General features: G+C 65.5%; 23 protein-coding genes. 5 read left to right on the top strand and 18 right to left on the bottom strand.

The genetic code is table 11. The features are described from left to right. Positions 1–9: 9 nt before the first annotated feature. Positions 10–156: a DUF3309 family protein gene (locus J2X50_RS09200; protein WP_429094144.1), complete on the top strand. Its 147-nt coding sequence runs from the start codon at positions 10–12 to the stop codon at positions 154–156. A gap of 64 nt (positions 157–220) precedes the next feature. Here J2X50_RS09200 and J2X50_RS09195 read toward each other — a convergent pair whose 3' ends face one another. Next, complete coding sequence (locus J2X50_RS09195; RefSeq protein ID WP_429094142.1) at positions 221–1,408, bottom strand: MFS transporter; 1,188 nt, start codon at positions 1,406–1,408, stop codon at positions 221–223. Between the two features lie 366 nt (positions 1,409–1,774). Between J2X50_RS09195 and J2X50_RS09190 the strand changes: the two genes are divergently transcribed. After that, on the top strand, positions 1,775–2,623 hold the full coding sequence (locus J2X50_RS09190) for a hypothetical protein (RefSeq protein WP_429094140.1): 849 nt from the start codon (positions 1,775–1,777) through the stop codon (positions 2,621–2,623). A 108-nt stretch (positions 2,624–2,731) separates the two neighbouring features. Here the strand turns inward: J2X50_RS09190 and pyc are convergent, their stop codons facing one another. From pyc to J2X50_RS09155, 7 genes are all read right to left on the bottom strand, one after another. Further along, positions 2,732–6,190: a pyruvate carboxylase gene (pyc, locus tag J2X50_RS09185; protein WP_429094139.1), complete on the bottom strand. Its 3,459-nt coding sequence runs from the start codon at positions 6,188–6,190 to the stop codon at positions 2,732–2,734. 192 nt (positions 6,191–6,382) lie between these two features. Continuing rightward, positions 6,383–7,501, bottom strand: a complete 1,119-nt coding sequence (locus J2X50_RS09180) for a branched-chain amino acid ABC transporter substrate-binding protein (RefSeq protein ID WP_429094137.1) — start codon at positions 7,499–7,501, stop codon at positions 6,383–6,385. A 133-nt stretch (positions 7,502–7,634) separates the two neighbouring features. Then, positions 7,635–7,982, bottom strand: a complete 348-nt coding sequence (locus J2X50_RS09175) for a DUF6867 family protein (RefSeq protein WP_429094135.1) — start codon at positions 7,980–7,982, stop codon at positions 7,635–7,637. A gap of 11 nt (positions 7,983–7,993) precedes the next feature. Further along, positions 7,994–8,722: an ABC transporter ATP-binding protein gene (locus J2X50_RS09170; RefSeq protein ID WP_429094133.1), complete on the bottom strand. Its 729-nt coding sequence runs from the start codon at positions 8,720–8,722 to the stop codon at positions 7,994–7,996. After that, the gene (locus tag J2X50_RS09165; protein ID WP_429094131.1) at positions 8,719–10,440 is read right to left on the bottom strand and encodes an ATP-binding cassette domain-containing protein; all 1,722 of its coding nucleotides are present in this window, start codon (positions 10,438–10,440) and stop codon (positions 8,719–8,721) included. The genes J2X50_RS09170 and J2X50_RS09165 overlap by 4 nt, the downstream gene beginning before the upstream one ends. Beyond that, entirely contained in the window at positions 10,440–11,858 is a 1,419-nt protein-coding gene (gene livM, locus J2X50_RS09160; protein WP_429094130.1) for a high-affinity branched-chain amino acid ABC transporter permease LivM, read from the bottom strand. Before livM ends, J2X50_RS09165 begins: the two co-directional genes overlap by 1 nt. Positions 11,859–11,863: 5 nt before the next feature. Continuing rightward, complete coding sequence (locus J2X50_RS09155) at positions 11,864–12,766, bottom strand: branched-chain amino acid ABC transporter permease (protein WP_340038006.1); 903 nt, start codon at positions 12,764–12,766, stop codon at positions 11,864–11,866. 829 nt (positions 12,767–13,595) lie between these two features. Between J2X50_RS09155 and J2X50_RS09150 the strand changes: the two genes are divergently transcribed. Beyond that, complete coding sequence (locus J2X50_RS09150) at positions 13,596–14,243, top strand: GntR family transcriptional regulator (protein WP_429094128.1); 648 nt, start codon at positions 13,596–13,598, stop codon at positions 14,241–14,243. A 109-nt stretch (positions 14,244–14,352) separates the two neighbouring features. On the opposite strand, the gene J2X50_RS09145 is transcribed toward J2X50_RS09150, so the two are convergent. The 4 genes from J2X50_RS09145 to J2X50_RS09130 all read right to left on the bottom strand — a co-directional run bounded on the left by J2X50_RS09145 (position 14,353) and on the right by J2X50_RS09130 (position 17,351). Further along, positions 14,353–14,799, bottom strand: coding sequence for a PIN domain-containing protein (locus tag J2X50_RS09145; RefSeq protein WP_429094126.1), 447 nt, complete (start codon positions 14,797–14,799; stop codon positions 14,353–14,355). Next, the gene (locus tag J2X50_RS09140) at positions 14,799–15,038 is read right to left on the bottom strand and encodes a type II toxin-antitoxin system Phd/YefM family antitoxin (RefSeq protein ID WP_429094124.1); all 240 of its coding nucleotides are present in this window, start codon (positions 15,036–15,038) and stop codon (positions 14,799–14,801) included. Before J2X50_RS09140 ends, J2X50_RS09145 begins: the two co-directional genes overlap by 1 nt. A 124-nt stretch (positions 15,039–15,162) precedes the next feature. Further along, the gene (locus J2X50_RS09135; protein WP_429094122.1) at positions 15,163–15,480 is read right to left on the bottom strand and encodes a hypothetical protein; all 318 of its coding nucleotides are present in this window, start codon (positions 15,478–15,480) and stop codon (positions 15,163–15,165) included. A 374-nt stretch (positions 15,481–15,854) separates the two neighbouring features. Continuing rightward, positions 15,855–17,351: a CoA-acylating methylmalonate-semialdehyde dehydrogenase gene (locus J2X50_RS09130; protein ID WP_429094120.1), complete on the bottom strand. Its 1,497-nt coding sequence runs from the start codon at positions 17,349–17,351 to the stop codon at positions 15,855–15,857. Between the two features lie 184 nt (positions 17,352–17,535). Here J2X50_RS09130 and J2X50_RS09125 point away from each other — a divergent pair, with 184 nt between their 5' ends. Continuing rightward, on the top strand, positions 17,536–18,417 hold the full coding sequence (locus J2X50_RS09125; protein WP_429094118.1) for a LysR family transcriptional regulator: 882 nt from the start codon (positions 17,536–17,538) through the stop codon (positions 18,415–18,417). A 60-nt stretch (positions 18,418–18,477) separates the two neighbouring features. Continuing rightward, positions 18,478–18,867, top strand: a complete 390-nt coding sequence (locus tag J2X50_RS09120) for a hypothetical protein (RefSeq protein WP_429094117.1) — start codon at positions 18,478–18,480, stop codon at positions 18,865–18,867. Between the two features lie 3 nt (positions 18,868–18,870). On the opposite strand, the gene J2X50_RS09115 is transcribed toward J2X50_RS09120, so the two are convergent. From J2X50_RS09115 to J2X50_RS09090, 6 genes are all read right to left on the bottom strand, one after another. Further along, positions 18,871–20,124 (bottom strand): D-amino acid dehydrogenase, encoded by a 1,254-nt coding sequence (locus J2X50_RS09115; RefSeq protein WP_429094115.1) that lies wholly within the window; start codon positions 20,122–20,124, stop codon positions 18,871–18,873. A gap of 80 nt (positions 20,125–20,204) precedes the next feature. Continuing rightward, positions 20,205–20,747, bottom strand: coding sequence for a nucleoside-diphosphate kinase (locus tag J2X50_RS09110; RefSeq protein ID WP_429094114.1), 543 nt, complete (start codon positions 20,745–20,747; stop codon positions 20,205–20,207). Between the two features lie 65 nt (positions 20,748–20,812). Continuing rightward, positions 20,813–21,241 carry a nucleoside diphosphate kinase regulator gene (gene rnk / locus J2X50_RS09105; RefSeq protein ID WP_429094112.1) on the bottom strand — a complete coding sequence of 143 codons (429 nt, stop codon included), beginning with the start codon at positions 21,239–21,241 and terminating at the stop codon, positions 20,813–20,815. A gap of 351 nt (positions 21,242–21,592) precedes the next feature. Further along, positions 21,593–22,111, bottom strand: coding sequence for an RNA pyrophosphohydrolase (locus tag J2X50_RS09100; protein WP_429094110.1), 519 nt, complete (start codon positions 22,109–22,111; stop codon positions 21,593–21,595). 6 nt (positions 22,112–22,117) lie between these two features. Beyond that, the gene (locus J2X50_RS09095; RefSeq protein ID WP_429094108.1) at positions 22,118–23,275 is read right to left on the bottom strand and encodes a divergent polysaccharide deacetylase family protein; all 1,158 of its coding nucleotides are present in this window, start codon (positions 23,273–23,275) and stop codon (positions 22,118–22,120) included. A 108-nt stretch (positions 23,276–23,383) separates the two neighbouring features. Continuing rightward, the gene (locus J2X50_RS09090) at positions 23,384–24,712 is read right to left on the bottom strand and encodes a S41 family peptidase (protein ID WP_429094106.1); all 1,329 of its coding nucleotides are present in this window, start codon (positions 24,710–24,712) and stop codon (positions 23,384–23,386) included. Between the last annotated feature and the right edge of the window lies 1 nt (position 24,713).

Here is a 24,713-nt window from a genome sequence, read left to right as displayed (position 1 = left end):
CAGGACGAGATGACCCTCACCACCCTGCTCCTCATCATCCTGATCGGCGCGGTGCCCGCCTGGCCGCACTCCCGCAACTGGGGCTACGGACCGTCGGGCATCGTCGGCATATTGCTCGTCGTGCTGCTGGTGTTGCTGCTGTTGGGAAGGATCTGACGGTTCGAGCCGGAGCAATTCCAGGAAAAGTCGCGCCGGAGCCTTACCGCGAGGAACCGAAGCTCTATTCGGCCGGAGCCGGTTGAGCCACCGCCCTGAAGTCGGCATGCCGCGCAAGGCTGGCCATCAGGCAGACGACGACCAGCAGCCCCGACAGGGTTACGAAGATCGGTGCGAAGCCGGTGAACTGGGCAACGAAGCCGATCGCCGAGGGTGCCACCAGGATGCCCGAATAGCCCATGGTCGTGACGACGCTCATGCCGATGCCGGGCGGTACGCCGGGCTGGTTGCCGGCGGCAGAAAAAGCGATCGGCACCATGTTGGCGACGCCAAGGCCGCAGATCGCGAAGGCGGCGATGGCAATCCACGGGTTCGGCGCGAAGCCTGCGGCCAGCATGCCGGTTGCCGCGAGCAGCGCGGAGACCCGCAGCGTGTTCACCGCGCCGAAGCGGTTGCGCACGCCGTCGCCGAGGAAACGCATCAGCGCCATGATCCCCGAGAAGGCGGCGAAGGCGAAGCCGGCCGTGGCGATGTCGGCGCCCAGTTCCTGCTTGAGGTAGAGCGCCGCCCAGTCGAGGACGGCGCCTTCCGGGACCATGGAAAACAGCGCCATGATGCCGACGAGATAGATGGTCGGCATCCGCGGCAGCCGGAAATGCTGGTGCTCGTGCGCCACCGGCTTGTCTTCCGCGATCAGGCCGCGCAGCGCGACCGCCGTCATGGCCGCGGCCGCGGCCGTGACCATGCCGGCATGGACGAGATGGCCGAAATTCTGGATCACGATGCCGCCGAGCGCGCCGCCGACGAAGCCGCCGAGGCTCCAGAAACCGTGCGACGACGACATGATCGCCCGCGACAGCTTCTTCTCGACCGCGACTGCATTGGCGTTCATGGCGACGTCCATGGCGCCGATCGACCCGCCGAAGATGAACATCGTTGCCGCGGCCAGCCAGACGTTGGGCGCCAGCGCCACGAGCAGCAGCGCGAACGCCACGACCCAGGCGAAGCCGATGACCACCGGCCGCGACCCCCGCTTGGACATCAGGTAGCCCGAGAAGGGCATCGCCGTCAGCGCGCCGAGCCCGAATACGAGGATCAGCAGGCCGAGCACGAACTCGGAGATGCCGAGACGGGACAAGAGCAGCGGGATCTGCGGCGCCCAGCTTCCGGTGACGAAACCGTTGATGAAGAAGGCCGCAGCGACGGCCCAGCGGGCCCAGGCGGGTTTGGCATCGGCATTCAAGGCATTCATGGAGCGCGCTCCTAGCACATGCACATGGCGACCGAAATCGTCTTCAGCCGGCGGCCCGTGCCTGGGTTCGAAGGTGATAGGGATCGAGCGATCCCCGGGCGAGTTGCATCGCCATCGGAGACAATCCTTAAATCGATTTAATTCCCGGTCAAGGCAAGCGTCCCCGCAACCATTGGGCCAGACCGGTAACAAAAGTTAACGACTGCCCGAATTCCGTCGAATAGCGCATGTAGGCGAACGTCTGAGGAACTGCGGCGGGGACAGGCAACACCATCCGCTTGCGCGTTCAGCACCTTGCATGCCGTTACGGGTTGGGGGGTCGATGCCGGCTGGTGGCCGGGTCGCACCAGTGTGGAGTCCTGTGCCATGAATACCCCCGCACTCCGGCTTGCCGGAATTTCAGACCAGCTCGGCGGTCACGTCCGCCGTGCCCGCCGGCTTGTGCCTCAGTTCGGCATGTCGCCCCTTCTTGCCAAGATCGTCGCCGGTGGCGGCGTGGCGGCGCTTGCAATCGTCGTAGCCGGCGCGGTGATCGGGAGCGATCCCACGCCGGACCCGACCCAGACCGCTGCCGTGCCCCACCCCAAATTGCCGCAGACAACCGGCTCGAAGGCATCGGTATCCGTTGCAAAGCCCGCGCCCGCACCCTCGCCAGCCCCAACTGCCTCGGGCGGCACGGCTGCGGCCGGCAAGCAGTTCGACCCGGCTCGGCTTGCGGCGGCCCCGGTGTCCGCGGTGACGGCGCGTTTCGAGAGCGTGGACGCAGCCGCAACGGCCGGACCGGACGAGCGCGGATCGAGCGCAGCCGAGCCGTTGCTCGAAACCAGCCAGCCGTCCGAGGCTACCGCGATGGCGCCCGAAGGGCTGCGCGGCTCCATCGACGTCGACGTGGCCGAGACCGAGGCGGAAGTGGCCATGCTCGAGCAGACCACGGGCATGATCGGCACGCAGTCTGCAGAGGCAGAGGCCAATCCTGCAGATGGACCGTTGCCTGACCTGCAGCCGGCCAAGGTCGTCAAATATGCCAATCTGCGCGACGGACCTGTCGACGAGGCCAAGGTGATCGCCGTCGTGCCGGCAAATGCGGCGATCGAGGCCGAGACCGGCTGCAACTGGTGCACGGTCGTCTACAAGGACCAGCGCGGCTACATGTACAAAAGTCTCATCCGCCGCAGCGTGGCCGAAGAGGCGAAGGCCGGCCAGGGACTGTTCTGAGCCCCTGGAAGCTGGATGCAGTTCGCCCCGAGCCTGTCGAAGGGGCGAACCAGTGAGGGGATGCTAACAGCCGGCCGAACGCAACCGCGCATCAGCCGTAACCGCGCATCAGCCGTAGACGACGAGCAGATCCTTGGCGTCGATCTGGTCGCCGGCGCGCACCAGCACTTCGGCGATCGTGCCGTCGCGCTCGGCATGCAGCGCCGTTTCCATCTTCATCGCCTCGATGGACAAAAGCACGTCGCCGGCCTTGACCGGCTGGCCGGCCGAGACCGCGAGCGTCGAGACCACGCCCGGCATCGGCGCACCGACATGGGCGTCGTTGCCGGCCTCGGCCTTGCGGCGCGCCTTGGAGGCGGACGCGCCATGCGCCCGGTCCGGCACCTTGACGCGGCGCGGCTGGCCGTTGAGCTCGAAGAACACGGTGACCATGCCCTTCTCGTCGACATCGCCGACGGCGAGGCAGCGGATGACCAGCGTCTTGCCTTTCTCGATGTCGACGAAGACCTCGTCCTCCGGCTTCATGCCGTAGAAATAGGTCGGCGTCGGCAGCACGCTGACCGGGCCGTAGGTTTCCTGGGCGCCGGCGAAGTCGGTGAACACCTTGGGATACATCAGCCACGAGGCGAACTCGTCCTCCGAGAGCTTGCGCCCCAGCTTGGCCTCGATGTCCTTGCGACCGGCCTTGAGGTCGGCCTGCTTCAGCAGCGAGCCGGGGCGCACGGCGATCGGCGTCTCGCCCTTCAGCGCCTTCTTCTGCAGCGCCGCCGGCCAGCCGCCGGGCGACTGGCCGAGATCGCCGCGCAGCATCGACACGACGGAGTCCGGGAACGCGATGTCCTTGGCCGGATTCTCGACGTCGGCGACGGTGAGTTCCTGGCTCACCATCATCAGCGCCATGTCGCCCACCACCTTCGACGAAGGCGTGACCTTGACGATGTCGCCGAACATCAGGTTGACGTCGTGATAGGCCTGCGCCACCTCGTGCCAGCGGGTTTCGAGGCCGAGCGAGCGCGCCTGCTCCTTGAGGTTGGTGAACTGGCCGCCCGGCATCTCGTGGAGATAGACTTCCGAGGCAGGCCCCTTCAGGTCGCTCTCGAACGCAGCATACTGGTTGCGCACGGCCTCCCAATAGAACGAGATGCGGCGGATCCATTCGGGATCGAGGCCGGGGTCGCGGTCCGAACCGCGCAGCGCCTCGACGATCGAGCCCAGGCATGGCTGCGAGGTGTTGCCGGAGAAGGCGTCCATCGCCGCATCGACGGCATCGACGCCGCTTTCGACCGCCGCCAGCACCGTGGCACCCGAGAGGCCCGAGGTATCGTGCGTATGGAAGTGGATCGGCAGATCGGTGGCTTCCCGCAGCGCCTTGAACAGCGCCCGCGCCGCTGCCGGCTTGAGCAGCCCGGCCATATCCTTGACGGCGATGATATGGGCGCCGGCCGCCTCGAGTTCCTTGGCGAGCCCGACGTAATATTTCAGGTCGTACTTGGCGCGGTTCGGGTCGAGGATGTCGCCGGTATAGCACATAGCCGCTTCGCAGAGCTTGCCCTCGGCGCCCACGGCGTCCATCGAAACGCGCATGTTCTCGACCCAGTTCAGGCAGTCGAAGACGCGGAAGAGGTCGATTCCCCCGGCCGCCGCCTGGCGGACGAAGTGCTGGACGACGTTGTCCGGATAGTTGGTGTAGCCGACGCCGTTGGCCCCGCGCAGCAGCATCTGCAGCAGGATGTTGGGCGCGGCGCGGCGCACCTTGTCCAGCCGCTCCCACGGATCCTCGGTGAGGAAGCGCATGGCGACGTCGAAGGTGGCGCCGCCCCAGCATTCGAGCGACAGCAGTTGCGGCAATGCCCGCGCATAGGTGCCGGCGATCTTGGCTATGTCATGCGTGCGCATGCGGGTGGCCAGCAGCGACTGGTGGCCGTCGCGCATCGTCGTGTCGGTAATCAGCACCTGCTTCTGCGCGCGCATCCAGGCCGCGAACTTCTCGGGCCCGAGATCGTCGAGCTTCTGCATGGTGCCATCGGGGATCGCGCCGGTGAACCAAGGCACGACGGGTGCCGCGGCCTCCGGGTTGGGCACCGCGCGACCGCGCGTCTCGGGGTGGCCGTTGACGGTCACGTCGGCGAGATAGTTGAGCAGCTTGGTGGCGCGGTCCTGGCGCTTGACCTGGGCGAACAGCTCCGGCGTCGAGTCGATGAACCGGGTCGTGTAGGAATTGTCGTGGAAGGCCGGATGCGTGATGATCGCTTCGAGGAAGGTGAGGTTCGTCGCCACGCCGCGGATGCGGAACTCGCGCAGCGCCCGGTGCATGCGGGCGATCGCCTCGTCGGCGGTCGGCGCCCAGGCGGTGACCTTCTCGAGCAGCGGATCGTAGAAGCGGGTGATGACCGCACCCGAATAGGCCGTGCCGCCGTCGAGGCGGATACCGAAGCCGGTGGCGCCGCGATAGGCGGTGATGCGGCCGTAATCCGGGATGAAGTTCTGCTCCGGATCCTCGGTGGTGATGCGGCACTGCAGCGCGTGGCCATTGAGCCTGATGTCGGCCTGAGCCGGCACGCCCGATGCCGGCGTGCCGATGGCAAAGCCGTCGAGGATGTGGATCTGCGCCTTGACGATGTCGATGCCGGTCACCTGCTCGGTGACGGTGTGCTCGACCTGGATGCGCGGATTGACCTCGATGAAATAGAACTTGCCGGTGTCGGCGTCCTGCAGGAACTCGACCGTGCCGGCGCCGATATAGCTGGTTTCGCGCGCGATCTTCAGCGCATAGCCGCACAGCTCCTGGCGGAGCGCGTCGGACAGGTAGGGCGCCGGAGCGCGCTCGACGACCTTCTGGTTGCGGCGCTGGATCGAGCAATCGCGCTCGAACAGATGCACGGCGTTGCCGTGAGTGTCGCCGAGGATCTGCACCTCGACGTGGCGGGCGCGCTCGATCAGCTTCTCGAGATAGACCTCGTCCTTGCCGAACGCGGCCTTGGCCTCGCGCTTGCCTTCCATCACCTCGCGGACGAGGTCGGCCTCGCTGCGGATGGCGCGCATGCCGCGGCCGCCGCCGCCCCAGGATGCCTTGAGCATGACGGGGTAGCCGATCGCGGCGGCGAGCTTCTTCACCGCCTCCATGTCGTCGGGCAACGGGTCGGTGGCAGGCACCACCGGCACGCCGACCTCGATGGCGAGGTTGCGCGCCGCGACCTTGTTGCCGAGGCGGCGCATCGTCTCCGGCTTCGGCCCGATGAAGGTGATGCCGTTGGCAGCGCAGGCCTCGGCGAATTCAGGGCTTTCCGACAGAAGCCCGTAGCCGGGGTGGATGGCGTCGGCTCCCGACAGCTTGGCAACGCGCATGATCTCGTCGATCGACAGATAGCTCTCGATCGGCCCCATGTCCTTGGAAAGCCAGGGGCCGCGGCCGACCTGATAGCTTTCGTCGGCCTTGAAGCGATGCAGCGAATATTTGTCCTCTTCCGCCCAGATCGCCACGGTTTTGAGCCCCAGTTCGTTTGCCGCGCGGAACACGCGGATGGCGATTTCGGATCGGTTGGCGACGAGGATCTTGCTGATCGGCACGTAAACTCTCCAGGCTCCGGAATTTCAGGGGCGGCGAATGATTAGCGCGATTATGCTGCAGCGCAACCAAAAATACGCACCATTAAACCGATTTAAATTCCCCAGGGTCAGGGTGCCTGATCTTGCCCGCCGGCAAATAAAAAATGCCCGGCGCAGAGCGCCGGGCATTGTCGCATTCAGGGAAGCAGGAGCTTACTGCTGCTGGACGTAGGTGTACTTGCCGTCCTCGCCCTTCTTCCACTCGTACATGACGTAGCCGGGCAGCTTCGGATCGCCCTTTTCGTCATAGGAGATGTCGCCGAGAGCGGTCTTGAACGGACCCTTCTCCTTCATCGCCTTCGCCACTTCCTGCGGATCAACCGAGTTGGCGGCCTTCGCCGCACCGGCGATCACCTGCATGGCAGCGTAGGAATAGAGCGTGTAGGCTTCAGGCTCGAAGCCCTGCGAGCGGAACTTCTCGACCAGGTCCTTGTTCTCGGGGATCAGGCGCGGGTCCGGACCGAAGGTGTTGAGCGTGCCTTCGACGGCGTCACCGGCGATCGAGGCGAGCTCGTTGGAGACGATACCGTCGCCCGAAACCAGCTTGGCCTTGAGGCCCTGGTCAGCCGACTGGCGGATGATCAGGCCGGCTTCGGTGTGGAGGCCGCCCCAGTAGATGATCGAGACGCCGGCTTCCTTCATCTTGGCGATCAGCGCCGAGAAGTCCTTGTCGCCGACGTTGACGCCTTCATACATGACTTCGGTGACGCCTGCAGCGTTCATCGCCTTCTTGGTCTCGTCGGCGAGGCCCTGGCCGTAAGGTGTCTTGTCATGGATGACGGCGATCTTGGCGTCCTTGAACTTCGAAGCCAGATAGGCGCCGGCGATGCCACCCTGCTGGTCGTCACGGCCGCAGGTGCGGAAGGTGTTCCACAGGCCGCGCTCGGTGAACTTCGGGTTGGTCGCAGCCGGAGTGATCTCGAGGATGCCGTTCTCGGCGTAGACTTCCGAGGCCGGGATCGAAACGCCCGAGTTGAAGTGGCCGACCACGAACTTCACGCCATCGGCGACGAACTTGTTGGCCACCGAGATGCCCTGCTTCGGGTCGGAGACGTCGTCGCCGACGACGACCTTGACCTGCTCGCCATTGATGCCACCGGCCGCATTGATGTCCGCCGCGGCCTGCTCAGCGCCCTTCTGGAGTTGCGCTCCGAAAGCGGCGTTGGGACCGGTGATCGGACCAGCGACGCCGATGATGATTTCGGCCCATGCGCTGCCGCTGAACGCCACGAGCGCGGTCAGCGCAACTGCCGACAAAAGTGATTTTTTCATTGAAACACTCCCATTTTTGAGTGGGCGTGGATGTTCTTTCATGCGATGCCCACCCATATCGCAGAAAGGTGAGTTTGCCGATTTTCCGGCAGTTGTCACGCCGATTCATGGCGAATCGGCGTGTGGTGACCCCTCAGGACTTTGGCCTCCAAGAAAGAGGCGAGGCCTTTTCATAAAGCCAATGGTATTGCTTCACCATCTGGTTGGTGCGCGTATATTTATAGCCAAGCGTTGCGAAAATGAGCAGCACGATGGTGTCGACCACGTAGTATTGCAGCGAGAACATCGTGCCGCCGAACAGCGCATGGTGAATGAAGCGGATGCCGATGCCCAATCCGAGGATGTAGAGCACCAGCTTGCCGAAGGTCCGCCAGGTCTGGGCGCAGGCGCGGCCGGTCATCCAGGCCGCCCAACCGCCCAGCAGGCAGGTGACGAAGAAGAACTGCCAGATCGAGGCTTCCTCGTAGAGAATGCCCTGCATGATGCTCACTCCTAGTGGCGGCCGCCTTCGAGATAGGCGGCGCGAACTTCGGGATCGGCGAGAAGGTCCTTGCCGGTGCCGCTCATGGTGACGACGCCGTTGACCATGACATAGCCGCGCGTGGCGAGCTTGAGCGCGCCGAAGGCGTTCTGCTCGACGAGGAACACGGTGAGCCCCTGCGTGCGGTTGAGCTCGCGGATGGCGTCGAAGATCTGCTTGACGATCAGCGGCGCGAGACCCAGCGAAGGCTCGTCCAGCAAGAGCAGCTTCGGTCGCGCCATCAGTGCGCGGCCGATCGACAGCATCTGCTGCTCGCCGCCCGACAGCGTGCCGCCGCGCTGGCCGATGCGCTCCTTGAGCCGCGGGAACAGGGCGAACACCTTCTCGACGTCCTCGTTGTAATATTTGAGGTTGTCGAGGCTCGCGCCCATCTGCAGGTTTTCCATCACCGTCATGCGCGGGAAGATGCGCCGGCCTTCCGGCGACTGCGCGATGCGCAGCCTGGCGATCTCGTGCGTCGGCATTTCGGTGATGTCGGTGCCGGCGAAGTTGATGGTGCCGCGGCGCGCCCTGGGACTGCCGAAGATGGTCATCATCAGGGTCGACTTGCCGGCGCCGTTGGCACCGATGAGCGCGACGATCTCACCCTCGTTGACCGACACGTTGACGCCGTTGAGCGCGCGGATATTGCCGTAGTAGGTCTCGACGCCCCTGATGTCGAGCAAGGTCTTCGCCGTCACTTGCCACCTCCGCGCTTGGCTTTCGCCGGCTTGGCCGCTTCACGCGCCAGCGCCTTGGCCTGCCCCACCCAGTCTTCCCGCTCGATGCGGCCGTCGAAGGCCAGATAGGCCTCGGCCGCCGCGATGTCGGCCTTCTTCCACGCCCCGATCTGGTCGAAATGGAAGATGCCGTGCTCGTTGAGCTTCTTCTCGTTGACCGGCCCGATGCCCTTGATGTCGATCAGCCGGTCGGCGACGCCGCCGCGCGGCGCGGACAGCGTGTTGGCAATCGTCCTGGGCGCGGCAGGCTTGGCTGCCGCCGGCTTGGCTGCCGCCGGTTTGGCCGCTGCCTTCGCAGGCTTCGCCGCTGGCACTGCAGCGGCCTTGGCAGGCTTGGCTGCCGGCTTCGCGGGCGCAGTCGCAGGCTTGGCTGACGAAGCGGCCTTCGCTGGCGCCTTTGCCACAGCCTTGGGCGCGGGAGCGGCCTTCGCCGCTTCGGCCTTGGCAGCTTGCTTCTTCGGAGCCTGAACCGGTGCGGCCTTGGCAGCTGGCTTGACCGGCTCCTTGGCGACAGCCGGCTTGGCCGCCGCAGGTTTTGCCGCCTTGGCTGCAACTGCCTTGGGAGCAGCTTTCGTAGGCTTCGCGGCCGGCGCCGACATCAGTCCGACGGCCGGAGCTTTTTCCGCCTTGGCCGCGGCAGGCTTTGCCGATTTGGTGGCCAGTGCCTCTACCTGCGCCGCTTTCGAGGCAGCCCTGGAGACCGGCACGATCTCGCCATGGCCGTCGGTATGAACGACGGTCTCGCTGACCGGGCCGGCCATCATCGAGGCGGATGTGTTGGGACCATGGGCCGGATCCGGCACGCCCTCGAGTTCCTCGATGACCTGCTCGTCGCCGACCTCGACCAGCACCTCGCCGACCTCCTCGTCGTCGACGCCGAGATAGGCGGCGATGACCTTGGGGTCGGTCCTGACGGAAAGCGGATCGCCGTCCGAGATCTTGCGGCCGTACTCCAGCACCACCACGTGGTCGGAGATCTGCATGACCACCGACATGTCGTGCTCGATGAGCAGGATCGACGTGCCCGTATTGTCCCTGATGTCGTTGAGCAGCGTGTTGAGCGCCAGCGACTCCTTGGGGTTGAGGCCCGCCGCCGGCTCGTCGAGGCAGAGCAGTTCGGGGCCCGTGCACATGGCTCGCGCGATCTCGAGCCGGCGCTGCGCGCCATAGGGCAGATCACCGGCCGGGTCGTCTGCACGATCGATCAGGTCGGCCTTCTCCAGCCAGTGCTTGGCAAGGTCGATCGACTCGGCCGAGGCCTTGCGATAGCCGCCGAGGCCGAGCAGCCCCATCACCGTGTAGCCCGAGGCCTTCATCAGCTTGTTGTGCTGCGCCACCAAGAGGTTTTCGAGCAGGGTCATGCCCGAGAACAGGCGGATGTTCTGGAACGTGCGCGCCACCTTGGCCTTGGCCGTGATCTGAAAGTCCGGCATGCGCTCGAGCAGGAATTCCCCGCCCTCGCGGCCGTTGAAGCGGATCATGCCCTCGGTCGGCTTGTAGAAGCCGGTGATGCAGTTGAAGACGGTGGTCTTGCCGGCGCCGTTCGGCCCGATCAGCGCGGTGATCTCGCCGCGCTTGGCTTCGAAGGACAGGTCGCCGATGGCGACCAGGCCGCCGAATTTCATCGACAGATGTTCGACCTCGAGGATCGGCTTGTTCATGGAAACGCTCGCGTTCATCAGCCGTGACCTTCCTTGGTGAAGGCGCCGGAAACGGCCTTTCGCTCATGCAGGAAGGCGCTGGGTTCTCGACTGCCGACGAAACCTCGCGGCTTCCACAGCATCACGACCACCATGGCCATGCCGAACAGCAGCATGCGGTAGAGCTCGGGCGTGAAGTCCGAACCGAAGACGAGCTTCAGGAACTCCATCTCGCGCAGGATTTCGGTGCCGCCGATCATCACCGCCGCGGCGACCGCGATGCCCACCAGCGAGCCCATGCCGCCGAGCACGACGATGGCCAGGATGATGGCCGACTCGATGAAGACGAAGGACTCGGGGCTGACGAAGCCCTGGCGGGCGGCGAAGAACGAGCCGGCGAACCCGCCGAACATGGCGCCCGTGGCAAAGGCCGTCAGCTTGGTCGTCGTGGTGTTGATGCCGAGCGAGCGGCAGGCGATCTCGTCCTCGCGCAGCGCCTCCCAGGCACGCCCCACCGGCATGCGGCGCAGGCGGATGGTGACGAAGGCCGTCAGCAGCGCAAGTCCAAGGATCAGGTAGTAGAGGAAGATCTTGTAGTAGGCGCCGGACTGGGCGATGCCGAGCACCTTGGCGATGTAGTTCGGGTCGGAGACGTTGAACGACATCAGGCCGAAGAAGCTGACCTTCGGGATGCCGGAGACGCCGGCGGCGCCGTTGGTCACTTCACGCCAGTTGATCAGCACCAGGCGGATGATCTCGCCGAAGGCCAGCGTCACGATGGCCAGGTAGTCGCCGCGCAGGCGCAGCACCGGGAAGCCCAGCATGACGCCCCAGAAGGCGGACATGATGCCGGCAACCGGCAGCAGGATCCAGAACGACCAGCCGAGCTGGGTGGCGAGCAGCGCATAGGCATAGGCGCCCACTGCATAGAAAGCCACGTAACCCAGATCGAGCAGGCCGGCGAGACCGACGACGATGTTCAGCCCCCAGGCCAGCATCACGTAGATCAGGATCTGGATGCCGAAATTGTCGACCCACTTGAGCGAGCCCTGGAAACCTCCGGCAAGCGAGCCGTTGATCAACGTAAGCAAGAGGACGACGACGATCGGGTAGACCAGCAGCACGCCGATACCGATCTTGGAAAAGTTCTTGCGAACGAAGCCCGCCTCCTCGGCCACCGGTGCCGCCTTGGCGCGCTCGGCCTTGCGACGCTCGATGGCCGGCCGGACGAAGGCCGTCATGACGAAGCGGCCAAGCATCACCAGCCCGACGATGATGGCGAGCGTGCCCCAGCGCTGGACCAGGATCAGCTCGTTGCGGATGTTCTGGTCGGTCTTGAGGCCGATGAAGAGGAAGAACAGGCCGAAGGATATGGCGCCGGCAAGGAGCGCCTCGCGAAGGCCGCGCTGGATCGGGGTGGCGGTATCTTCGCGTGTGGCTTGGGCGATATTGGCCATGTTTCTCAGACCTTCTCGACTTCAGGCCGGCCGAGGATGCCGGAGGGGAGGAAGATGAGCACGATGGCAAGGATCGAGAACGCCGCGACGTCCTTGTAGTCGATGGAGAAATAGGCCGACCACATGCTTTCGATGAAGCCGATCATCAGACCGCCAAGCATGGCGCCCGGCAACGACCCGATGCCGCCCAGAACTGCTGCGGTGAAGGCTTTGACGCCCGGCACGAAGCCGTCGGAGAAGGCGACGACGCCATAATACATCAGGAACAGCGTGCCTGCGACGGCGGCAAGGGCAGCGCCCATGATGAAGGTGATGGAAATGGTGCGGTCGACGTCGATGCCGAGGAGTGCCGCCATCTTGCGGTCCTGCTCGCAGGCGCGCTGGGCGCGGCCGAGCGAGGTCTTGTTGACCAGGTACCAGAACAGCGCCAGCAGCGAGACGGTGACGATGACGATGATGATCTGCTTCAGCGAGATCGAGATGCCGCCGACATTGTAGACCTGGCTGACCATCGGCGGGATCGGCTTGTTGCGCGGCCCTTGCGTCACCTGCACGAAGTTCGACAGCGCGATCGACATGCCGATGGCAGTGATCAGCGGCGCCAGCCGGAACGACCCGCGCAGCGGCCGGTAGGCCACCTTCTCGATGGTCCAGTTGTAGAGGCTGGTCATCAGCATCGCCACGACCATCATGATGAGCAGGGCCACGACCACGGGCACCGAATAGAACATCGCGGTGAGGATCAGGAACACGATCAGGGCGACGAAGGCCCCGAGCATGAAGATGTCGCCATGGGCGAAATTGATCATGCCGATGATGCCGTAGACCATCGTGTAGCCGATGGCGATGAGGCCATAGATGGACCCCAGCGTCAGCCCATTGACCATCTGCTGGACGAAATATTGCATATGAATGCAGCTCCCCTGGAACGTCGCGCCATGCCCGCGTTCCTTTTCGTATTTCCCCTAGTCCTAAAGTTTCGAGCCTGGATTGCAACGTGATTTTTCAGCACCGTTGCGCCTTGTCGGACGGCCTTTGCGGCCACCCATGTTTTTATGCTGTCCAGGCCCTGGACCATCGCGAACCTAACATTGGCTCAACGCAATGTCCTTGCCGATTCCGGCAACTTTGCGCGCCACTGTCGAAGAATGTAGCGCCGAACTGCCCAACCGCAACAACTCCTTGCGTCGCTTTGCCGATATCCCTCCTAAGATTGTCTAGACATAACGGCCGCTCCCGATGCCCAGAATTCGACTATTTTACTATGACCCAAGGGCAGGCAGATCGCGGCTTGTCGATCAAGGCCGTGCTCGGTCCGCCATGCATGCCCAGCCTCCGAGCGACGGCATGCCTCCGGCCCGGCAGCCAGCTCGACCTCGCTTCGAGCCGCCCTTGGACAGCCTGCCAACGACAGATGAAGGCACTGCCGGCGCGGAGCACTTCCACCAGCGTGATGCCCTGGACACGATGGGGCGACGTCGAGCGGACACTGTCCGCCGGTGATCTCTACCGTCGTCTTCATCAGCCCGATTCCCGGGCATCCGCCAGCATCGGTCCGTGCCGATCGAACGGTACCAGGCCGCCTCGTCCGGCCTCGATCGGCGGGGCGCGCAGCGCTCCATTTGACTGTGTAGGCTTGATATATTTGTAATATATCATTCCAAAGCCAATGCTATCCCTCCGGATTCTATTCTGATATATCAAAAATATATCATTTTTCTTTCAATGGATTCGATCATGGCGGCTGAGAAACTGGAACCGGCCGCGACACGCGCCCACCGCGAGCTGGAACGGCTGATCGTGACCCTCGAGCTGGCCCCCGGCAGCATCGCCACCGAAGGCACGCTGATCGAGCGGCTGGGCCTCGGCCGCACGCCGGTGCGCGAGGCGATCCAGCGCCTTGCCTGGGAGGGGCTGGTCGAGATCAGGCCACGGGCCGGACTGGCGATCGTGCCCCTGCACCCCGGCGACTGGCTTCGGGTGCTCGATGCGCGCCGCGGCGTCGAGGTGGTGCTGGCGCGCTCGGCCGCACGTTTCGTCACCCGCGACGCCGCCAGCCAGTTCCATGAAGCGGCGCTCGCCATGCAGAAGGCGGTGATCGCAGCCGATGTGCTTGCCTTCCTCGCCGCGGACAAGGCGATCGACGAGGCGCTGGCGCTGGCCGCCGACAACGGCTTCGCGGCGCGCCTCGCCGCCCCGCTGCAGACCCACAGCCGCCGATTCTGGTTCCGCTACCAGCGCGAGGCCGGCCTCGCCGCCTCGGCCGAACACCATGTGGCGCTCATCCGGTCGATCCTCGAGCACGACGAGGACGGCGCCGCCGCCGAGGCCGAGCGGCTGATGTCGCTGCTGCGCGGCCATGCCGAGGCGGCCGCGACACGCTAAAGCAATTCCAGGAAAAGTGCGCAGCGGTTTTCCGTCCGGAATTGCGTCAAAACAAAGAGATAGAGCGTTTCCGCGATTCGAAGAAAAGCGGAAGCGCTCTAGGCCAGACTTATGGCTTGAGCATCGCCGCCAACAGCGGATTCGGTTGGTCCGCGAACGGATTGACCACCGTCACCCCTGCCCATGTGAAGCCGTCCTGCATGTCCTCGGACAGCAGCAGCCGGCAGCCGGCGCTGGAAGCGGCGCCAAGCATGACGGCATCCCAGATGCTCAGGCGGTGATCGGTGGCCACTTCCGCTGCCTTGAGCAGAACTTCAGCCGTGGTGTCCGCGACGGTAAACGTATCACGCCACTGCAGGATCGCATCGCGGGCCTCGGATGGGCTTCTGCCTGCCTTGCGCACCAGCACGGTGAAGAGTTCGCCCAGGGCCTGGACCGGCACCACGGTTTCATCTTCCGGGACGCGTGCAAGGAGGCCGACTGCCCTGGCCGCATGCGCGGCGCCGTTGACACCTTCGGCATAGGCCAGGATGTTGGTGTCCAGTGCGAGCCGCATCAGCCGTCGTAAAGCTCTTCACGCTTCCAGCGCCCGGCGTTGACGGCAGGCTGTCGACGCAATCGATCCAGCAGAAGCTGCTTGGCAGTGTTCTGAAAGGGGCCGGGTTGTGTGGCGGGCACCATGCGCGCGACCGGGCGCCCATGGCTGGTCACCAGGAAGCTGTTGCCGTCGCGAACTTCGCGCAGGAGGCGGGAGAATTCACGGTTTGCATCGGCGGCCGAAATCGTCTCGTCCATTCCAGCACCATATTGTAGTAAATTACACTACTTTATCTCGGCAGCCTCCGATGTTCAAGGCCGACCAATCCGACACGCCACTGCACAGGTCGCAGTGGCGCCGAAGATGCCGGGGCCGATCCAGCTATGCCCCACGCCCAGTGACTGTCACAGCCCCGATGCTCTCCCAGCCATCGCCGGCCGCGACAATGCAGCTCCGACCCCTGACGTCGGTCATCAGCATCGTCCAGGTGCCGCTCGCCGACACGAAGACTTCGATGATCGCCGCGTCGCCGGCCAGGCCGTAGCCGATGCGCTTCTCCTGAAACGCTTCGGCCAGCCGCGCCACCAGGTCGTCGTGGTCGCTGCAGACGAATTGCGCCTGTGCCGTGTTCGCACCCACCATCGCCACGAGGGCGACGGCGGCAATCCTCATCCATCGAAACGAAAAATAGCGTGCCATGTGGCACCTCCTTCGCCTTCGCGATCCGGCAAAGGGAGGCATATGGGCAGCCTCAAGGTGCCGGAGCGCTCCAGGCCGGGCCCGACGTCTTCATCGCGTCGCTCCTTTCTGGTTTCCGGTCTGTCGTCCGGGAACGCGCCATCGCGTTCCTACATGAATCGATATGGTGAGTTCGCGAACGCGCCACAAGCCCCACGCAAAAACGGCCCGGACGATCGTCCGGGCCGTTGTCTCTTGAAGACCTCGTGGCAGGTCTCGGTTCGTGGCGGGTCTCAGTTCATCGTCGGGATGACGAACTCGGCGCCGTCCTTGATGCCCCGCCGCGCGCCCGCAGCCGCATCGCGGCGAGGACGCGCAAACAGGGAACCGTCGGCCTAGTTCATCGTCGGGATGACGAACTCCGCACCGTCCTTGACGCCCGACGGCCAGCGCGAGGTGACCGTCTTGGTCTTGGTGTAGAAGCGGAATGCATCCGGGCCGTGCTGGTTGAGGTCGCCGAAGGACGACGCCTTCCAGCCGCCGAAGGTGTAGTAGGCGATCGGCACCGGGATCGGCACGTTGACGCCGACCATGCCGACCTGGACGCGCGAGGCGAAGTCGCGGGCCGCATCGCCGTCGCGGGTGAAGATGGCGACGCCGTTGCCCATCTCGTGGTCGTTGGCGAGCTTGATGGCGTTCTCGTAGGTCGGCGCACGCACCACCGACAGGACCGGCCCGAAAATCTCTTCCTTGTAGATGCGCATTTCCGGCGTCACGTTGTCGAACAGGCAGCCGCCCATGTAGAAGCCGTTCTCGTAGCCCTGCATCTTGAAGCCGCGGCCGTCGACGACGAGCTTGGCGCCTTCCTTCACGCCGATGTCGACGTAACCCTTGATGCGCTCCAGCGCCTCGCGGGTGACGACGGGGCCGAAGTCGGCCGAGGAGTCGGTCGACGGGCCGACCTTCAGGCTTTCGACGCGCGGGATCAGCTTGTCCATCAGCCGGTTGGCAGTGTCGTTGCCGACCGGAACCGCGACCGAGATCGCCATGCAGCGCTCGCCCGCCGAGCCGTAGCCGGCGCCGATGAGCGCGTCGACGGTCTGGTCCATGTCGGCGTCGGGCATGATGATCATGTGGTTCTTGGCGCCGCCGAAGCACTGCACGCGCTTACCGGACGCGGTGCCGCGCGAGTAGATGTAATGCGCGATCGGGGTCGAGCCGACGAAGCCGATGGCCTTGATGTCCGGATCGTCGAGGATGGCGTCGACCACTTCCTTGTCGCCGTTGACGACATTGAGGATGCCGGCGGGAAGGCCGGCTTCGATGAACAGTTCGGCGATGCGCAGCGGCACGCCCGGATCGCGCTCGGACGGCTTCAGGATGAAGGCGTTGCCGCAGGCGATTGCCGGCGCGATCTTCCACAGCGGGATCATGGCCGGGAAGTTGAACGGGGTGATGCCGGCGACGACGCCGAGCGGCTGGCGCATCGAGTAGACGTCGATGCCGGGGCCGGCGCCGTCGGTGAACTCGCCCTTCATCATGTGCGGGGCGCCGATGCAGACCTCGACCACTTCGAGGCCGCGCTGGATGTCGCCCTTGGCGTCGGCGATGGTCTTGCCGTGCTCGCGGGCCAGCAGTTCGGCGAGGGCGTCGTATTCCTTGTTGACCAGTTCGAGGAAGCGCATCAGCACGCGCACGCGGCGCTGCGGATTGGTTGCCGCCCAGGCCGGCTGTGCCGCCTTGGCGTTCTCGACGGCGGCGCGCAGTTCCTGCGCCGAGGCGAGTGCGACGGTGGCGCGCACCGTGCCGTCCATCGGCTGCATCACGTCCTGCTTGCGCCCGCTGGTTCCGGCGACACGCTTGCCGCCGATGAAATGACCGTAATCGACCATCTGCTCTCTCCCATTTCCTTGTTGGTGGCCCATTGTCCCGCTTTGCGACGGCCTTTGCAACGCGAGGGCAAACGCAACCGTTGTGCATGAATTATAGCCCTAAGTCGCATTGAATGCGATTTCGTGCATAGTAGAATTTGCCGACCCATGCCGGAGGAGAAGCATCCATGTCGACGGAGGCCGCATGAACTGGGATGACGTCCGCATCTTCCTCGCCGTCGCGCGCACCGGCCAGATCCTCGGCGCGGCGCGGCGGCTTGAGCTCAACCACGCCACGGTTTCGCGCCGGGTCGCGGCCCTCGAGGACGCGCTGAAGACCAAGCTCTTCCGGCGCCTGACCACCGGCAGCGAACTGACGCCCGCGGGCGAGCGGTTCCTCGAGATCGCCGAACGCATGGAAGCCGACATGCTGACCGCCCGCGCCGAGATCGCCGGCGAGGGCGACGAGGTGGCCGGCACGGTACGCATCGGCGCGCCCGACGGCTTCGGCGTCGCCTTCCTGGCGCAGCGGCTCGGCGCCCTCACCACCCAGCACGCCGACCTCAAGATCCAGCTCGTGCCGGTGCCCCGCACATTCTCGCTGTCGCGCCGCGAAGCCGACATCGCCATCACCACCGAGCGCCCGAGCGAGGGGCGCCTCGTGGCGGTGAAGCTGGTCGACTATTCGCTGGGGCTGTTCGCCTCGCGCGCCTATGTCGAGCAGAACGGCCTGCCTACGGGACGGATCGACCTGTCCAATCACCGCCTGATCGGCTACGTGCCCGATCTGGTCGTCAGCCCTTCGCTCGATTACGCGGCGGAGTTCAGCCCGACCTGGGAATCGGCCTTCTCGATCTCGTCGGCCCTCGGCCAGGTCGAGGCCGTACGCTCGGGGGCAGGCATCGGCATCCTCCACACCTTCATCGCCCGCACCGTCCCGGAGGTCGTGCCGGTGACGGCGATCGCGCCCATCCGGCGCGCCTACTGGCTGGTCTATCACGAGTCCGTCCGGCCGCTGCGCCGCATCCAGACCGTGGCGGGCTTCATCACCAAGGCGGTGGAGCGCGAGCGGGCGCTGTTCGTCTGAGGCTCTTCCGACAATCTCACGCATCCGCTAACTTTGCCGCGCCGATGTGAGGAGGTTGGCTTGCTGCCCCGCCCCTGTACCGAACTGCTGCGCCAGGCCAGGCGCGCCTCGCGCCGAGCCGACGAGGCGGAGGACCTGCTGCAGACCGTGCTCGTCGCAGCCGTTGAGGCCGGCCGAACCGACCTCAACAAGCCCGAGAACCGGCGCTGGCTGGAAGGAGCCTTGCGGCACGGGGCCGCCTTCGATGCGCGAACAGCCATTCGGCGGCGCCGGCGCGAGCAGCCTTTCGCGGTCTCGACCTGCGAAGCTGCGGACAGGCAAGGACTGCCGCACCGCTTCGTCTACGAACTTCCGGGCGGCTGGTCGGCCGACATTGCCGATCCCGATGGCCACACCATCTCGATGTACCAGTCGGCGGAAGCGCCGCGGTCGCTGAGGAAGGTGGCCTGATCCTCAGGACCAGTAGCGCTGCGGCCCCAGCCCGCTCGCGTCGATCTCCGGCTCGCGGCCGGAGATCAGGTCGGCCATGACCTTGGCCGAGCCGCAGGCCATGGTCCAGCCCAGCATGCCGTGGCCGGCATTGACGTAGACGTTCGGGATTTTCGTCCTGCCGATGACCGGCGGCCCGTCGGGCGTCATCGGCCTCAGCCCGCACCAATAGCTCGCCTCGCGCAGGTCGCCGACCCCGAACAGTTCGCGCAGCGACCGCTCCAGCTGCGCCCGGGCCTGTTCGCGAAGGGTCAGGTCGAAACCCGACAATTCCGCCAGCCCGCCGACCCGGATGCGGCGGCCGAGCCGGGTGATTGCGACCTTGTAGGTTTCGTCGATCACCGTCGACGCAGGCGCGGCACCTTCGTCGGCGATCGGAACCGTCAGCGAATACCCTTTCAGCGGATAGATCGGCACGCGCTGCTTCAGCTTGCGCATGAAGCGCTCGGTGTAGCTGCCGGTCGCGAGAACGAAGGCATCGGCATCGCCCATTCCGCCGGAGGCGGCGGCCCGCACCACCTTGCCGCCCTCCATGTCGAAGTGAAAAATCCGGCTGTTGAACCTGAAGGTGACGCCGCGCTTCGCCGCGAGGTCCACCAGCCGTTCCGTGAACAGCCGGCAATCGCCGGTCTCGTCGTCGGGCAGGCGCAGGCCGCCGGCGATCCTGTCGCGCGCGCCGGCCAATCCCGGCTCGGCGGCGATGCAGCCCTCGGCATCGAGAATTTCGTAAGGCACCTGGAACCTGTCGAGCATCGCAACGTCGGCGGCGGCGCGATCGAACTGTTCCTGGGCACGAAACAGCTGCAGCGTGCCGTGGCTGCCCTCGTCGTAGGAAATGCCGGTCGCCTCGCGCAGCACGCGCAGCATGTCGCGGCTGTATTCGGCCAGCGGCATCATCAGCGCCTTGTTGGCCGCGTAGCGCTCTGCCGTGCAGTTGCCCAGCATCCTGGCCAGCCAGAGCCAATATTTGGGATCGAATTTCGGGCGGAAGACGAACGGGCCGTCCTTGGTGAACAGCCATTTGAGTGCCTTGAGCGGCACGCCGGGCGCGGCCAGTGGCGATGCATAACCGGACGAAATCTCGCCCGCATTGGCGTAGCTGGTCTCCTGGGCCGGGCCTTTCTGACGGTCGAAGACGACCACCTCATGCCCGGCCTCGGCGAGGTAGTAGGCGGTCGTGACCCCGATCACGCCGCCGCCGATAACCACAACCCTCATTGCGCCCCCAGTAGGCGCATGGCATCGGTCTCCATGCGCATGTCCGAACCCCGCAAGCCGACGCCGCGGTTGGCGCGGCCTCAGGCGGCGGAAGGCCCGGGATCGTCGCCACTGTCCGAGATGTGCCGGATTTTTTGCCGCACGCCAAGTGGCTGCCGCTCGTCGGCGCTGAACACCAGCACCGGGAAGCGGCGACCCGCCATCGCAGCACTGGGTTCGTGTGTGGCCGTCTCAGGCCGCGCCGCCTCTGGCTGGTAGAGGATGTCGGCGACATGGATGGTCTCGGCGGCACCACGGCCGCAGTCGACGACGATCGACTGCCCCTTGCGCAATCCGAGCAGCGCCAGCCCGCGCGGCACCGTGATCGGCATGGTCAGGCCTACCATCCCGTCCGTAGCGCCCTGCGTGACGACGCGCGTATGGCGCGCGCCACCATCGACGGTGAAGATCACGCGGCTGTTCAGCGTCACCACGTCGGGATCGGCTTCATTCGAAAACACCACCTGTGCCGAAGCGAGCTTGCGGCGCAACAGGTCGACGAGCGGACCGCCGGACCAGGCCAGGCGGTCGAGCATCGTCTTGACGATGGCAAAGTCCTTGGTCGTCAGCTGACATCGGGTCATGACGCATCTCCACGGGCGCGGCCATCGGCTCTGCGCCTGCAACGTTCGGGAAATCGGGAAGCTTCTCAGTTGGCGTCGTCGCGCGGCGCCTCGACGGAGACGATCTCGAACTCGAGCCGGCGACCGTCGCGCGACGTCCAGGCGACCGACTGGCCTTCACGCAGGCCGATGAGGGCCGCGCCGACGGGGGTGAGGATCGAAATCTTGCCTTCGGCGATGTCGGCCTTGCCGGGATAGACCAGCGTCACCGTCTTGACCTCGCCGTCGCCGCTGCGGAACGTCACCTTCGAACCCATGCGGATGACGGTGGCCGGGATGCGGCTGAGCGGCGTCACCTTGGCGCGGTCCATTTCGGACAACAGTTCTTCGGCGATCTCGGGCAGGCGGTCGAGGCTCGATTCGGCAAGGCCGGTCAGCCGGGCGTAGTCGTTTTCGCTCACCACGATATTGTGCTCGCGGCGCTGCTTGATGTTCTGGCGCAATGCAGACCTCATGAATTTCGTCCGGCCAGCGCTGCTTGCGGGAATGCGCGCGACCAGTCATCCGCCAACGCGGATGTGTGTGTGTTCAGACCGGACCGCGAAGCGGTCAGGTGCAAATGATCTTATGCGTTGGAGAAAATGCCCCTAAGGCCCGGACGTCGCATGGCGACCGAGCCGGGGCTAGGATCCCGCGATGGGGCAGACCCGAAACAGGGCAAAGCTGCCGATGTGAGCGAAATTGCACATCGCCAAAGGGTTGCCGACCGGGCATCGCTTGTCAAGGGTGGCGCTTGGTCGCCGGCCCAGACGCTGAAAGAACGATTGTCCGTCAAATGGTTATACGAACGACGCGCGAGAAGCCCGTCATGGAACGAGGTGCCTGAACGCGGAGACCACCTCCTCGTAGACCTTGCGCTTGAAAGGCACGATCAGCTCCGGCAGTTCGCGCATCGGCTTCCATGCCCAGCGGTCGAACTCGGCCGAATGCCCACCGGGAGGCGGGTCGATGGCGATCTCGTTCTCGTCGCCGTCGAAGCGGAACGCGAACCATTTCTGCGTCTGGCCGCGGTACTTGCCCTTGAGCGCGACCCCGATCAGATGTTCCGGCAGATCGTAGTTGATCCAGTCGGGCGCTTCGGCGAGCAGCGACACGCTGCGCATGCCGGTCTCCTCGTAGAGTTCGCGCATGGCTGCCGGATAGGGCTCCTCGCCCTTGTCGATGCCGCCCTGGGGCATCTGCCAGAGCTGGTCGGTGTTCGACAGCTCGCTGTCGGGCTCGGCGATGCGCCGGCCGGCCCAGACAAGCCCCCGGACATTCAGCACCATGATCCCGACACAGGGACGGTAGGGCAGGTCCCGCGGGTCGACCTTGTTCTTCGGCATGTATTGCTATCCTCGTTCGGGGTCGCTGGCGACGGCGGAGATCGGCACGATCTCGATGCCGCGCCTGCGCACTTCGCTGGCCCACGCTGCCACGGCGTCGACGGTAAGCCCAAAGGCATTGCCGGTGCCGACGGCGAACCCCTTGGCGCGCGCCGTCCGCTCCAGTTCGTCGAGCCTGTCCAGGATCGCGCCGCGCTCCTGCACGGCGTCGATGATCGCATCGCCCGCGGCGAACGGCACACCGTTCTTGAGCGCCGTCTCGGGCGCCAGGCTGCGCGCCGAGGAGCCGTCGTCGAGATAGCCTATGCCGCGCTTGCCGAGTTCCGCCATCATCACGCCCATCGCCTCTGGACTCGTCGAGAACCGCGCGCCCATGTAGTTCATGACCGCAGTGTAGTTGGTCGTGCGCGACAGCACCCAGCGCAGGTTCTTCAGGTTTTCGTCCGTGCTGGCATCAACCTTGAGCGTGTTGCGGCCGGGATTGACGTTCGGAAAATCGAAAGGCTCGAGCGGAACCTGCATGACGATCTCGTGGCCCTCGCGCCGCGCCGCCTGCATCCAGCGACCGAGGCTGTTGCCCTGCGGCGCGAAGCCAAGCGTGATCTCGGGCGGCAGCTTGCCGATCGCTTCCTGCGTTCCGGTCTGCGACAGGCCGAGCCCGCCGATGACGATCGCGATCCTGGCGCCGCGCGCGCCCGACCAGGCCCGCGCGTAGACGTCAAAGGGGCGGCGGCCGTCGGCAGCACGAACCGGCAGCGGTCCCGTCGGGCTGTCCTCGACCAGGGCCTGGTCGGGCAGATGCGCGACCCTGAGGTTCTGCCCGACCGCAGACGGATCGCGGATGACGACGACGCCGCTTTCGCCTGCCGGCGGGTTCACCTTGATGATGGCCGGACCGTCGCCGCGACCGGTGGCCGGCGGCTTGGATTCCACTTCGGGTTTCGCGGCGATGGGCGCGGGCTCGGGCTGGACGACGGCCGCGGTCTCGGGAATGCGAAACGGCTGCTCGCGCAGCGCTATCATGACCGACACGGCGGCGACCGCGGCGGCACACAGGCCGGCGACAACCGCTCCCTTGCGCAGCACGGGCGCGCGCCGCGTGTCCGAAGGCGGACGCAGCCCCTGCCCGAGCGGACGGTCGATGTCCTTGTCGATCTGCACCACGCCGTATCCTGCGGCCGAAGCCGGCCCCCGAATCAAACTGCCGGAACCTTGCGGTCCCGGCAGCATTGCATTGCCTGGTCGAGCAGGCCAGCCTTTCGCCGGCGGGCCCTACTGGTTGTTCATCACTGCCTTCTCGGGATTGGGCGGGAAGGACGGATCGGTCTTGATGCCGCGAAGCAGGTCCAGCGCGTAGTTGAGCTGGATGTCGTCCTTGGGCTCCGGCGGCACGTAGGCTGCCGAACCCGAACCCTGGTCGCTCTCTTCCGCGCCCTTGATGTGGCCCTTGAGTGCCGACTCGCCGCGGGTCACGTCGCGTCCCTGCAGGTCCGCCGGCAGCGGCTGGTCGACCTTGACGTCGGGCGTGATGCCCTTGCCCTGGATCGATTTGCCCGACGGCGTGTAGTAGAGCGCCGTGGTCAGGCGCAGCGCGCCGTTCTCGGCCAGCGGGATGATGGTCTGCACCGAGCCCTTGCCGAAGGATTGCGTGCCCACGACGGTCGCGCGGCGATGATCCTGCAGCGCACCCGCGACGATCTCCGAGGCGCTCGCCGAACCGCCGTTGACCAGGACGATCAGCGGCTTGCCGCCGATGTCGTCGCCGCTGCGTGCATCGAACCGGGTGATGTCCTTCGGGTCGCGGCCGCGGGTCGAGACGATCTCGCCACGGTCGAGGAAGGTGTCGGACACGCTCACCGCCTGGTCGAGCAGGCCGCCGGGGTTGAGGCGCAGGTCGAGCACGAAGCCCTTGAGCTTATCCGCGGGGATCTGCTTCTCGATCTGCTTGATGGCATCCTGCAGGTCGTCATAGGTCTTTTCGGTGAAGGACGTGATCTTCATGTAGCCGACGTCGTTCTCGACGCGGAACTTGACCGCCTTGACCTTGATGATGTCGCGCTTGATCGACAGCTCGATCGGCTTGTCGGCGCCCTCGCGCAGGATCGTCAGCTTGATCGAGGTGTTGACCAGGCCGCGCATCTTCTCGACCGCGTCGTTCAGCGTCATGCCGCGAACTTCCACGTCGTCGATCTTGGAGATGTAGTCGCCCGCAAGCACGCCGGCCTTGGCGGCGGGCGTGTCGTCGATCGGGGTGATGACCTTGACCAGCTCGTTCTCCATGGTCACCTCGATGCCGAGGCCGCCGAACTCACCCTTGGTCTGGACGCGCATATCCTTGGCGGCTTCGGCGTTGAGATAGGACGAGTGCGGGTCGAGCGAGGTCAGCATGCCGTTGATGGCATTCTCGATCAGCGCCTTCTCGTCCGGCGGGGTCACGTACTGGCCGCGCACGCGTTCGAAGATGTCGCCGAAGATGGCGAGTTGGCGGTAGGTTTCGGAGCCTGCAGCGTTCGCCGTCGAACCGGGCGCGCCGTAAACGAGGCTCATCGCTGAGGCACCCATCAGCGCTCCGGCAAGCAGAAGCGACAGTTTACGCATCATT

The organism is Aminobacter sp. BE322 (assembly GCF_050433525.1).
Taxonomy (GTDB): Bacteria; Pseudomonadota; Alphaproteobacteria; order Rhizobiales; family Rhizobiaceae; genus Aminobacter.
Note: the sequence above shows the minus strand (reverse complement) of the source record. Positions and strands in the feature narration are given on the sequence as shown.